This window comes from Paramesorhizobium endophyticum, from assembly GCF_014640615.1.
In the GTDB taxonomy this organism is placed as follows: domain Bacteria; phylum Pseudomonadota; class Alphaproteobacteria; order Rhizobiales; family Rhizobiaceae; genus Paramesorhizobium; species Paramesorhizobium endophyticum.
Genome location: NZ_BMHH01000010.1, coordinates 135,576 through 146,801 on the forward strand (window position 1 = coordinate 135,576; position 11,226 = coordinate 146,801).

At 62.9% G+C, this 11,226-nt stretch carries 11 protein-coding genes and 1 pseudogene; 8 read left to right on the forward strand and 4 right to left on the reverse strand.

Going from position 1 to position 11,226, the window contains the following annotated elements:
• Window positions 1–184: 184 nt before the first annotated feature.
• A complete protein-coding gene (locus tag IEX53_RS13745) occupies window positions 185–1,078 on the reverse strand; it encodes an SDR family oxidoreductase (RefSeq protein WP_188824740.1) in 894 nt (297 codons plus the stop codon).
• A 99-nt stretch (window positions 1,079–1,177) separates the two neighbouring features.
• On the opposite strand from IEX53_RS13745, the gene IEX53_RS13750 reads away from it, so the two are divergent.
• From IEX53_RS13750 to IEX53_RS13775, 6 genes are all read left to right on the forward strand, one after another.
• Window positions 1,178–2,020, forward strand: coding sequence for a helix-turn-helix transcriptional regulator (locus IEX53_RS13750; RefSeq protein ID WP_188824741.1), 843 nt, complete (start codon window positions 1,178–1,180; stop codon window positions 2,018–2,020).
• A 51-nt stretch (window positions 2,021–2,071) separates the two neighbouring features.
• The gene (locus IEX53_RS13755) at window positions 2,072–2,590 is read left to right on the forward strand and encodes a dihydrofolate reductase (protein WP_188824742.1); all 519 of its coding nucleotides are present in this window, start codon (window positions 2,072–2,074) and stop codon (window positions 2,588–2,590) included.
• 168 nt (window positions 2,591–2,758) lie between these two features.
• Window positions 2,759–3,907, forward strand: a complete 1,149-nt coding sequence (hflK, locus tag IEX53_RS13760; protein ID WP_188824743.1) for an FtsH protease activity modulator HflK — start codon at window positions 2,759–2,761, stop codon at window positions 3,905–3,907.
• Window positions 3,907–4,821, forward strand: a complete 915-nt coding sequence (gene hflC, locus IEX53_RS13765) for a protease modulator HflC (RefSeq protein ID WP_188824744.1) — start codon at window positions 3,907–3,909, stop codon at window positions 4,819–4,821. The genes hflK and hflC overlap by 1 nt, the downstream gene beginning before the upstream one ends.
• 494 nt (window positions 4,822–5,315) lie before the next feature.
• Complete coding sequence (locus IEX53_RS13770) at window positions 5,316–5,501, forward strand: DUF2065 domain-containing protein (RefSeq protein WP_188824745.1); 186 nt, start codon at window positions 5,316–5,318, stop codon at window positions 5,499–5,501.
• 347 nt (window positions 5,502–5,848) lie between these two features.
• Entirely contained in the window at window positions 5,849–7,279 is a 1,431-nt protein-coding gene (locus IEX53_RS13775) for a DegQ family serine endoprotease (protein ID WP_373288653.1), read from the forward strand.
• Window positions 7,280–7,648: 369 nt separating this feature from the next.
• Here IEX53_RS13775 and IEX53_RS13780 read toward each other — a convergent pair whose 3' ends face one another.
• Together IEX53_RS13780 and serB are read right to left on the reverse strand one after the other, a co-directional pair.
• Entirely contained in the window at window positions 7,649–8,209 is a 561-nt protein-coding gene (locus IEX53_RS13780; protein ID WP_188824747.1) for a GNAT family N-acetyltransferase, read from the reverse strand.
• On the reverse strand, window positions 8,206–9,093 hold the full coding sequence (gene serB, locus IEX53_RS13785) for a phosphoserine phosphatase SerB (protein ID WP_188824748.1): 888 nt from the start codon (window positions 9,091–9,093) through the stop codon (window positions 8,206–8,208). Before serB ends, IEX53_RS13780 begins: the two co-directional genes overlap by 4 nt.
• A gap of 12 nt (window positions 9,094–9,105) precedes the next feature.
• Here serB and miaA point away from each other — a divergent pair, with 12 nt between their 5' ends.
• Entirely contained in the window at window positions 9,106–10,008 is a 903-nt protein-coding gene (gene miaA, locus IEX53_RS13790) for a tRNA (adenosine(37)-N6)-dimethylallyltransferase MiaA (protein ID WP_188824749.1), read from the forward strand.
• 96 nt (window positions 10,009–10,104) lie between these two features.
• Window positions 10,105–10,896, forward strand: coding sequence for a GGDEF domain-containing protein (locus tag IEX53_RS13795; RefSeq protein WP_188824750.1), 792 nt, complete (start codon window positions 10,105–10,107; stop codon window positions 10,894–10,896).
• A gap of 60 nt (window positions 10,897–10,956) precedes the next feature.
• Here IEX53_RS13795 and IEX53_RS13800 read toward each other — a convergent pair.
• Window positions 10,957–11,226: pseudogene (locus tag IEX53_RS13800) on the reverse strand (hypothetical protein); the annotation flags it as partial.

Consider the following 11,226-nt stretch of genomic DNA (forward strand, 5'->3'; position numbering starts at 1 on the left):
AGGCTCATTTCGCTGCGCTCCAATCGCACCTCACCATGAGGGCTACTGAAACGCTGCCACGCTCATTTTCATCCTGAAGCGCCGACGCCCCTTCACCCTTATCCTGAGGTGCTCGCGTGAGCCAAGCCTCGAAGGGCGAGGGTGAAGGGGCACAGTAGCGGCAGTTCCGTCAAAACGCGAACCGCTAGCCTACAAAATACCCCGCCTTCTCAATATCCTCGACCAGTCCCGGCCTTCGCGGCTCCCAGCCCAGCGTTGCCCTGGTGCGGGCGCTGGAGGCGGGGGCGTCCATGGGGGCGAACATGCGGAACCAGTCGAAATGCTCCGCCGCTTCCTCAGGGGCGAGGCTCACAACGGGCAGATCCAGCCGGCGACCGATGATCGTGGCGATTTCCTTGAAGGATACGCCTTCTTCGGCGGCTGCGTGGAAGGGGCCGCCAACCGCGCCGTGCTCCAGCGCCAGCCGGTAGAGGCGGGCGGCGTCGAGTCGGTGCACGCCCGGCCAGCGGTTCGTTCCTTCGCCGATATAGGCGGAGCGGCCTTTCTCGCGGGCGATGCCAATAAGGATCGGCACGAAGCCATGGTCGCCTTCGCCATGGACGGATGGTGCGAGGCGAACGACCGCGGCCTTTACGCCGCGCGCGGCGACCGCCGCTGTCGCGGCTTCCGAGGCGCGGGGGAAGTGGGCAGAGGGAGCAGGGGGCGTGTCGGCCTCGGTCGCGATGCGTCCGGGAGCCAGATGCGCCATGCCTGATGTGGTGAGGAGAGGGTGGTCGGAGCCTTCGAGCGCGGAGCCCAGCGCTTCGATGGCGCGGCGGTCGACCTCGCAGTTTTCGGCGAATTTCGAGAAATCATGGTTGAAGGCGGTGTGGATGACGCCATCGGCCTTTGCCGCCTCGGCGCGCAGGAGGTAGATGTCCTCGATGGTGCCGCGCACAACATCCGCGCCGGTCTTGGCAAGGGTTTCCGCCCCGGCATCGGAGCGTACGAGGCCAGCGACCTGATGACCATGAGCAAGCAACTCGTTGACGACAGCGGAGCCGACGAAGCCGGTCGCCCCGGTAACAAATACACGCATGTGGTATTCTCCTGTTGGATGGGAGGCCACTATTCGCACGGCTGTTATCCGGGTAAAGTAGTGATCTTATACAGGTATAATCGCTAACAGGATGCGCCTATGGCTACTCTTGCCGACAATCTGCTGGGGACATTTCTTAGAGATCGCCGCACGAAGCTAGACCCGGCGGCATTCGGCATTCCGCTGACGAGGCGGCGGACGGCGGGGTTGAGGCGGGAAGAGGTGGCGCAGCGCGCCAATGTCAGCGCCACATGGTACACATGGCTGGAACAGGGGCGGGGCGGCGCGCCTTCGGCTGACGCGCTTGACCGGATCGCGCGGGCGCTGATGCTGACGGAGGCCGAGCGCGAGCATCTGTTTCTCCTCGGGTTGGGGCGGCTGCCGGAGGTACGCTACCAGCCGGTCGAAGGGGTGACACCGCGTTTGCAGCGGGTGCTCGACGCGTTCGAAGTCTCGCCGGCTATCGTGAAAACCGCGACATGGGATGTGGTGGCATGGAACCGCGCCGCCTCGATGGTGTTGACCGATTACGGTACCTTGCCGCCGCGCGAGCGCAATATCATCAGGCTCATATTCCTCAATCCGCGTGTGCGTTCCATCCAGTTCGACTGGGAGGGCGTTGCGCGCTTCGTGGTCGCAGCGTTCCGGGCGGATGCGGCGCGCGCCGGGGCGACGGGCGAGGTGCAGGCGCTGGTGGACGAACTCTGCGCCTCAAGCCCCGAATTCGCGGCGATGTGGCGCGACAATGACGTGCAAACCTATGGCGAAGGGGTCAAGCGCCTCCAGCATCCGGTAGCCGGCGCCATCGCCTTCGAATATTCCGCCTTCGCCGTCGATGGCCGGCCGGATCTGGGGATGGTGGTGTATAATCCCGCAACGGCGGAGGATGCGGAGAGGGTGCGGCGGATGTTGAATAGCGTGGATTCTGAAAGGTTACGTTAAGGCCGCCACTGCGATATAGCCTCGTGAATTCAATAAAGTGCAAGGGCTTCCATGAACCTCCCCCTCATCTCCCTCGTCGTCGCCATTGCCCAAAACGGCGTCATCGGGCGCGATAATGGTCTGCCCTGGCGGCTGTCCACCGACATGAAGCGGTTCAAGGCCATCACCATGGGCAAACCTGTCATCATGGGGCGCAAGACATGGGAGTCGATCGGGCGGCCGTTGCCCGGGCGGGTCAATATCGTCGTCACCCGTGATGCCACATTTTCTCCGGAAGGGGCGGAGATGGCGCATTCGGTTGAAAGCGCGCTTGAGCTGGCGCGTGCCCGCGCGGCGGAAGCTGGGGTGGACGAAATTTGCGTCATCGGCGGCGGGGAGATTTACCGCCAGTCGCTGCCTCTGGCGGACAGGCTGCATGTGACGGAAGTGGTCGGCGAGGTGGAGGGGGATACAACCTTTCCTGTCATCGATCCGGCGACATGGCGAAAGGTTTCCGTCGAAGAGGTGGAAGCGGGGGAGAAGGATAGTCACGCGACGCGCTATATCATCTATGAAAAAGCCCATCTGTAGACACCTTCCGGCCTTCATTGCTGCGTCATAAAGGGCCGATTTTCCGAAAGATTGCCGAAAACTGTCCGCTTGCGTTGAAAGCGGCTTGCACGATCCCTATAAACGGGAAACATCAAAATACGCCGCGGGGTTTTCATGCCTTTTGCGGGCGAAGACGGAGAGGTATGAATGCCCTGGAGCAATCAGAATGGCGGCGGCGGCCCTTGGGGGGGTGGCGGCGGTAATGGCGGCGGACCGTGGGGGCAAGGCCCCAAGGGACCGCGCAACCAGGGCACGCCGCCCGACCTGGAAGATATCCTGCGCAAGGGACAGGACCGGCTCCGCCAGGCATTCCCCGGTGGCGGCGGCAGCAATTATCCCATTCTCGCCCTGATCGGTCTCCTGCTCGTCGCCTTCTGGCTTTTCCAGTGCATCTATACGGTCCAGCCCGACGAACTCGCGGTCGAGACTCGTTTCGGCGTACCCAAGCAGGAAGTCGCCGGTCCCGGCCTGCATTTCCATTGGTGGCCGATCGAGAGCTATGAGAAGGCGTCAATCGCCGAAAAGCAGATCAATATCGGCGGCCAGGGCACGCGGGGCGCTACGCAGGGCCTGATGCTGACGGGCGACCAGAACATCGTCAACGTCCAGTTCTCGGTGCTTTATCAGGTCGTCGACCCGCGAGCCTATCTCTTCAACGTGGAAAGCCCCGACAGCATGGTGCAGCAGGTTTCGGAGAGCGCCATCCGCGAGGTGGTGGGCCGTCGCCCGGCACAGGACGTATTCCGCGACAACCGCGCCCAGATCGCCAATGAGGTGCGTGCAATCGTTCAGGGCGCGCTCGACAAGTACCAGACCGGTATCCAGGTCAACGCCGTGTCCATCGAAGACGCTGCGCCGCCGCCGGAAGTGGCCGATGCCTTCGACGAGGTGCAGCGCGCCGAGCAGGACGAGGACCGTTTCGTGGAAGAGTCCAACCAGTATTCCAACCAGAAGCTGGGCGGCGCACGGGGTGAAGGCGCGCAGATCCGCGAGGAAGCGGCCGCTTACAAGAACCGGATCGTGCAGGAAGCGCAGGGCGAGGCGCAGCGCTTCACCTCGGTCTACGATCAATATGCCAAGGCGCCTGATGTGACGCGCAAGCGCCTGTTCCTGGAGGCGATGGAAAAGGTTCTCAAGGGCTCGAACAAGGTGATCATCGACCAGGGAACGGGTGTGATGCCCTATCTGCCGCTCAACGAGCTGACGCGCCAGCGGCCGGCTGCCGGCGGCTTGCAGCAGAACTTGAATAGCGGAAGTACCGCCGGGGCCAGCAGCGCGACGGGAGCCAGCCAGTGATGAACCAGAATCGTCTCCCTTTCATCGCGGGCCTTATCGCGATCGTCGCTTTCCTCGTCTATTCCTCCGTCTTCATCGTTTCGGAGCGGCAGCAGGCCATCATCATGCGCTTCGGCAAGATCGTGGATGTGAAGGCGCAGCCGGGCGTTTATTTCAAGCTGCCTTTCGGCTTCCTCGATGCGGACACCGTGAAGATCATCGACGACCGTTTGCTGCGCTTCGACCTCGACGATATCCGCGTCCAGGTTTCGGGCGGCAAGTTCTATGATGTCGATGCGTTCCTCGTCTATCGCATCACCGATGCGCGCCGCTTCATGCAGACGGTCTCGGGCGAGACTGCTCTCGCCGAGCAGCGCCTGCGCACCCGTCTCGACGCGGCGCTACGCGGCGTCTACGGCCAGCGGGGCTTCGAGGCCGCGCTGTCGGAAGGGCGCGGCGACATGATGCGCGAGGTGCGCGACCAGCTTCGGCCCGATGCCACCTCGCTCGGCCTCACCATCGAGGATGTGCGCATCCGCCGTACCGACCTGACGGCGGAGGTCTCGCAGCAGACCTATGACCGCATGAAGGCGGAGCGCCTTGCCGAAGCGGAGCGCCTGCGCGCCCGTGGCCGTGAGGCGGCGCAGCGCATCCGCGCCGTGGCCGACCGCCAGGTGGTGGAAATCCTGGCCGAGGCGCGCAAGGAGTCCGAAATCCTGCGCGGTGAGGGCGAGGCGGAACGCAGCAAGATCTTCGCTGAAGTATCGCGCAAGGATCCGGATTTCTTCTCCTTCTATCGCTCGATGGCGGCCTACCAGCAGGCGCTGGAGAATTCCGGCACGACGATGGTGCTTTCGCCCAACTCGGAGTTCTTCCGCTATTTCCAGAATGCGCAGGGGAATGCTCCGGCAAGCCCGGCAACGCCGGCAAAGTGAGTAAAATTCTGCCTTCGCCTGAATTTTGGCGCTGGCGCCGCCCCTCACCCTTACCCTCTCCCCGTGAAGAACGGGGAGAGGGGGACATGATCGTTTTCGCCTTATGTCGCTGCCAGGTGCAGGGGAAGAATAGAGCCGTTCATGTTTTGATGGAAGCGCTTGAATTCCGTTTTTGGCCGTTGTCGTCGTGGAGACGTAGAGGAATGGATCCTAGTGACAAGCACCGGGATGACGGGTTGCTTCGGCTGTTGGCAACCACCTCCGACCTCTCCGCTGGCAAAAGCATATCAGGTAGTGGAAAAACATCTCCACCCCGTCATCCCAGTGCTTGTCACTGGGATCCATTCCTCAACGGTGGAGTGGGCACAACGATAAGAGAATAAGCCAACCTTTTCCATCTAAAGATGAAATGGTCTAGAGGGTGAGTGGAGGCGCCAGCGCCGGCTTGAACGCGGCGGTGGCCGGATAGGATCGCCATATATGGGACTGCATCCATGAATGACTTCGTCGCCGCCATAGGGCTGCTCTTCGTCTTCGAGGGGTTGCTCTATGGCGGCTTTCCCTTGCTTGCCAAGCGCTTCGCCCGCGATGTGGCTGACATGCCGGACTCCGTGCTGCGCGTTGCGGGCATTCTCGCCATCGCCGCCGGTGTGGCCATTGTCTGGCTGGCGCGGGGCTAGGGCATTTCCCCCCGCTTTCCTTCCTCCCGAACCTTTTCAAGGTCGCAAACAAACCGTATTTTCTCGAATATGATAGGAATCAGGCGGTCACTAAAGCATGTCTCCCAAAAGTGGGCACCGGTTTTGGGCAAAGACATGCTTGGAAACAAAAACCGTCCCTGCCCAGACCGGCGCGGTTTCATGTCCGCATCGTCAAACCAATTTATTGAGCGGAGTTGCTTATGGCTTTCGGAAATCGGTCCGGTTCTCTTCGCGCTGGTGTTGCGGCGCTTGCCATCGGGGCAATGACGGTCTCGGCGCTGGCGCAGGTAAAGGTTCAACCGGCCCCAGCCCCGGCCGCGCCCGCGATGCCGGCGCAGCCGACCCCGCAGCGGGCAGGCCCGGCATCGGTGGCGGATCTTGCCGCACGGCTGATCGACTCGGTGGTGAACGTCTCCACGGCGCAGAATGTGAAGACGCCCGAAACAGGCGACCAGCCCCCGATACCGCAATTGCCCGAGGATTCGCCCTTCCAGGAGTTCTTCAACGATTTCTTCGGCCCGCAGGGCAAGGGCGGCGAGGAGTCGCGCCGGGTCCAGTCGCTGGGCTCCGGCTTCGTCATCGACGCGGAAAAGGGCATCATCGTCACCAACAATCACGTCATCTCGGATGCCGATGAGATCGAGGTCAATTTCAACGACGGCACGAAGCTCAAGGCGACGGTGCTGGGCAAGGACACGAAGACCGATCTGGCAGTGCTGAAGATCGATCCGAAGAAGCATAAGCTGACGGCGGTGAAGTTCGGCGACTCGTCCAAGGCGCGCATCGGCGACTGGGTCATGGCCATCGGCAACCCCTTCGGCCTTGGCGGCACGGTGACTGTGGGCATCATCTCGGCCCGCAACCGCAACATCAATTCCGGCCCCTATGACAGCTTCATCCAGACGGATGCGGCGATCAACCGGGGCAATTCCGGCGGTCCGCTTTTCGACATGGACGGCAATGTCATCGGCGTCAACACCGCGATCATCTCGCCCTCCGGCGGCTCGATCGGCATCGGCTTCGCCATCCCCTCCGAAATGGCGGTGCCGGTCATCGACCAGCTCAAGGAATTCGGCGAGACGCGGCGCGGCTGGCTCGGCGTGCGCATCCAGCCGATCACGGAGGAGCTGGCCGAAAGCCTGGGCCTGGCCTCGATCAAGGGGGCGCTGGTGTCCGGCCTGGTGGAAGGCAGCAATGTCGACAACAAGGAGATCAAGCCGGGCGACGTGATCGTCAAGTTCGACGGCAAGCCGGTGGACAGCGCGCGCGACCTGCCGCGCATCGTGGCGGAAAGCCCGGTCGGCAAGGAAGTGGACGTCGTCGTTATCCGCAAGGGCAAGGAGGAGACCGTCAAGGTCAAGCTCGGGCGGCTCGAGGAATTCGAAAAGAAGGACACGAAGGACGACGCCAAGGAGAAGGACACGGACAAGAAGAGCGGCGAGGCCGACAAGCCCGCTACCGTCAATGTGCTGGGCATGAAGCTTTCCGCCCTCGACGACGCGACGCGCGGGAAATTCCAGATCGCGCCGGAAGTCCAGGGCGTGGTGGTGACCGAGGTCGCGCCCAATTCCTCCGCCGCGGAAAAACGCATCCAGCCGGGCGAGGTTATCGTCGATCTCGGTCAGGAACCGGTGACCTCGCCGGACGACGTGAAAAAGCGCGTCGACAAATTGCGCCAGGAAGGGCGGAAGAACGCGCTGCTGATGCTTGCGTCGAAGACGGGGGAATTGCGGTTTGTGACGGTGCGGGTGGAGTAGGAAGTCTTTTTCTGCTGGGTTTCTGCTCGTTGCGCCGCCATCGAAGCCACCTGTGCGCCCTTCACCCTCGTCCTTCGAGGCTCGCTTCGCGAGCACCTCAGGATGAGGGTGAAGGATTGCGACGTTGCAGTAGCCCTCATCCTGAGGTGCGTAGTGTAGCGCAGCGGAACGAAGCCTCGAAGGGCGAGGGCGCTTGGCGTTCCCATTAAAACAGGAAGGCACTCTAACCTACGCTGTTGGTTGAGGCGCTATCGCAACGCATCGGCCTTCTTCCTTGTGGGGCCGAAACGCGGGCGAGACCCGTGGCTCGCCCCGGGGGGGCGGTGGCCGCGCGAAAAGCGCGGTCGGATGAGGGGTAATTCGCCTTGGCTATGCCTTCTCCGCCCACTCCTCCCGCGTAATGCTATAAACCACATGCGGCTTCAGATGCGGGGTGGCCTCGCTGACGCGCGGGTGGTCGAAGTCGCGGGCAGGCTCGCGCTTCATGCCGAGGCGCTCCATGACGGCGGTGGAGCGGCGGTTGTTGTGAACCGCGAAGGAGACGATCTCGTCCAGCCCGCGTTCATCGAAGCCGAGGGTGAACAGCCGGCGTCCGGCTTCCGTTACATAGCCCTTTCCCCAATGGCGTTTTGCCAGCCGCCAGCCGATTTCGACGGTTCCCTTCCGAAAATGCGGCTCAAGATCGGTGCGCACGAGGCCGGTAAAGCCAATGCAGGCACCCGAGGCGCGCTCTTCGAGGGCATAGAATCCGTAGCCGGTTTCATCGATATCCCGCTGCAACCTGTCGAACAATTCGTCGGACTGGTCGCGGCTGCGGATGAAGCCGAAAAATTCCATGACATCTGGATCGGAGTTGATCTCGTGGAAGAGCGCGCGCTCGCTATCTTGCCAGTTGCGGATAATCAGCCGTTCGGTCTCTGTGATAATCATTGGACGAAATCCGTCTTGCGGTAACCCTGTATATAAAGCAGCGCGGAGAGGTCGCCATGGTCGATGCGGACCTTGGCCTGCGCCGCAACCACCGGCTTGGCGTGGAGGGCGACGCCGGTGCCGGCGAGTTGCAGCATGCCCAGATCGTTGGCGCCGTCGCCGACCGCGATGGCGTCCTCGGGGGTGATCCCAAGCCGCGCGCAGATGTCGAGGAGGCGCTCGACCTTGGCTTCGCGGCCAAGAATCGGCTCGGCCACTTCTCCGGTCAGCCGCTCGCCATCGTCAAGCAGCAGGTTGGCGCGGTCCTCGTTGAAGCCGATCATCTGGGCGATGCGGCGGGTGAAGACCGTGAAGCCGCCCGAGACGAGGGCGGTATAGGCGCCGTGCTTTTTCATCGTGCGCACCAGTTCGACCCCGCCCGGCGTCAGCGTGATGCGGCTGGCGATCACCTTGTCGATGACGGAGAGGGGCAGGTCCTTGAGCAGCGCTACCCGGGCGCGCAAGGCGGGTTCGAAGGCGATCTCGCCATTCATCGCCTGCGCGGTGATCTCCGCCACCGCGTCACGCAGGCCTGCTTCCTCCGCAAGCTCGTCGATGCATTCCTGGCCGATCATGGTGGAATCCATGTCGGCGATCAGCACCTTCTTGCGCCTGGTATCCTGATCCTGCACGACGATATCGACCGGCTCGCCACCCATGGCATCCTTCAGCGCCTGAGTGGCCTCGGCGGCGTCCGTGCCGTCTTTCAGCGCCAGATCGCACGCGATGCCGTCGGCGAGCCAGTAAAGTCCGGTTGCATTGACCGCGCCGGAGGCTTTAATCCCCAATGACGGGACGAGGACAGGGCGAGCCGGATTGGAAATAAGCGTGGCAATGAGCGGCATGGGACACCTTGGATGATCGAGAATGCGATCCTGATAGCCGGGCCGACGGCAAGCGGCAAGTCGGCGCTGGCTTTGAGGCTGGCGCGGGAGGAGGGCGGCTTCATCGTCAATGCCGATTCCATGCAGGTCTATGACGTGCTTGATGGGCTGACCGCGCGGCCGCAGGCGGAGGATCTCGCCGCCGCTCCGCATTTTCTCTACGGCCATGTGCCGCCCTCGGAAGCCTATTCCACCGGCCAATGGTTTGACGATGTGGAGGCGGTGTTGCAGCGGCCCGAGCTTCGGGGGCGCGTGCCGGTGTTCGTCGGCGGCACCGGGCTTTATTTCCGCGCGCTGCTCGGCGGCCTATCGCAGATGCCTGACGTGCCGGAGGAGGTGCGCGAGCGCTGGCGGGCGCGGCTTATCGGGGAGGGGGGCCCAGCGCTGCATGATGTGCTCAAGGGGATGGACCCGATGGCCGCCCATATTCTGAGGCCCTCCGATGGGCAGAGGATCGTGCGGGCGCTGGAGGTGATGGAGGCCTCAGGCCGTTCCATCTATGACTGGCAGAAGCAGCGGGGCAGGGCGCTGGTGGATGAGACAGCCGCGCGCAAGCTCGTTATCCTGCCGGATCGGGCCTGGCTCGCCGAGCGCATTGCGCGGCGTTTCGACGCAATGATGGCGGCAAGCGCGGTGGAAGAGGTCGAAGCGCTGCTGCGTTTGAAGCTCTCGGAACAGCTCCCGGCGATGAAAGCCATTGGCGTGCGCGAGATCGGCGCGGCGATATCAGGGGAAATCACGCTGGAAGAGGCCTCCGAGCGGGCAAAAGCGGCGACGAGGCAATATGCCAAGCGCCAAATGACCTGGTTTCGCAACCAACTTGACGCCAGCTGGAAGCTTTTACGCGATGTAAACCAGCCGGAGGTTTTTTCCTGACGGAGCGGCAAACAGCGATTATTTGAAGGCGCAATTAACGGGCGGGAAACGCCTGCTGGTTGAAATGTGCTGGCGGGTAGGGGCAGCGGATTACATATGCGTTTTCACAAATCAGAGACATCGTTCTTCATCCTGATCGTCTTTCTGGGTGGGGTGGGCATCATGCTCTACCGTGCCTGGACGGCGCTGGAGATGCTGCAGCCGCTTGCCGTCAGCCCGGATATCGCGCTGCTGGTCGATTATATCGGCCAGGCCAACGGCATCGCCGCGCTGTTCCTGGCGGCGGCGCTGCTATGCGGCATCTTCCTCATTTATCCGCAGATACGCTTTCAGGCGCACGATCATGGCAAGCTGCGGAAGATGACGCAGATCCTCTCGGCCCGGTCCGAGTCTTTGGCGCAGGCGGCGCTCACCGATGGCCTGACGGGAATGCAGAACCGGCGCTATTTCGACGAGGCGCTGAAGGAATATCTCGTGCAGTTCGGCCGTATCGACAAGCCGGTCGGGCTGATGATCCTCGATCTCGACCATTTCAAATCGATCAACGACACCTATGGGCATGATGTGGGCGACGCGGTGCTGCGCGAGGTGGCGCGCTGCCTGAAGGATTATACGCGCTATCACGACGTGGTGGCGCGCCTCGGCGGGGAGGAATTCGCGATCGTCGTCTCCAATATGGGGAAGGAGCGCCTTGCCAAGCTCGCCGAGCGGATACGCAAGGCGGTTTCCGAGCTCAGCCTCAAGGTGGAAGACGCCCATCTCACGGTGACGACCAGCATCGGAGCAGCCGAGTGGGACCGCCGCGAGAACTGGCAGGATTTTTATCGCCGGGCGGACAAGCTGCTCTATCAGGCGAAGAATATGGGGCGGGACCGGGTTTGCGTGTGAGGCGCACATAAGGAGAGGCCGGCTCGGAAGCCGGCCTCTTTTGGTTAGGGGCTTAGGTGTTTAGCGCGAGGGACCGCTGTGGCCACCGCCATTGCCTCCACCGGAGCGGCTGACCGTCACGCCATGCGAGCCGGACGAAACGCCGCCGATGGAAGGACCGCCCGCCTGGTTTGCCGAGCCGATACGGGGTCCACCCAACTGGGCTTCCCTGCCGATCGACGGACCGCTACGCAGATGCTGTCCGCCATTGCCGCTCGGGGTCGAGTGCGGGTTGACCGGCGGGTTGCCCTTGTGCGGCTGGGTGCCGTTGTCGCCATGGTTGCCGCCATT

Coding starts and splice junctions, on each gene's coding strand:
- IEX53_RS13795 (WP_188824750.1), top strand. CDS start 10,105: ATGCGTTTTCACAAATCAGAGACATCGTTCTTCATCCTGATCGTCTTT.
- IEX53_RS13755 (WP_188824742.1), top strand. CDS start 2,072: ATGAACCTCCCCCTCATCTCCCTCGTCGTCGCCATTGCCCAAAACGGC.
- hflC (WP_188824744.1), top strand. CDS start 3,907: ATGAACCAGAATCGTCTCCCTTTCATCGCGGGCCTTATCGCGATCGTC.
- serB (WP_188824748.1), bottom strand. CDS start 9,093: ATGCCGCTCATTGCCACGCTTATTTCCAATCCGGCTCGCCCTGTCCTC.
- IEX53_RS13780 (WP_188824747.1), bottom strand. CDS start 8,209: ATGATTATCACAGAGACCGAACGGCTGATTATCCGCAACTGGCAAGAT.
- IEX53_RS13745 (WP_188824740.1), bottom strand. CDS start 1,078: ATGCGTGTATTTGTTACCGGGGCGACCGGCTTCGTCGGCTCCGCTGTC.
- miaA (WP_188824749.1), top strand. CDS start 9,106: ATGATCGAGAATGCGATCCTGATAGCCGGGCCGACGGCAAGCGGCAAG.
- IEX53_RS13770 (WP_188824745.1), top strand. CDS start 5,316: ATGAATGACTTCGTCGCCGCCATAGGGCTGCTCTTCGTCTTCGAGGGG.
- IEX53_RS13750 (WP_188824741.1), top strand. CDS start 1,178: ATGGCTACTCTTGCCGACAATCTGCTGGGGACATTTCTTAGAGATCGC.
- hflK (WP_188824743.1), top strand. CDS start 2,759: ATGCCCTGGAGCAATCAGAATGGCGGCGGCGGCCCTTGGGGGGGTGGC.
- IEX53_RS13775 (WP_373288653.1), top strand. CDS start 5,849: ATGCCGGCGCAGCCGACCCCGCAGCGGGCAGGCCCGGCATCGGTGGCG.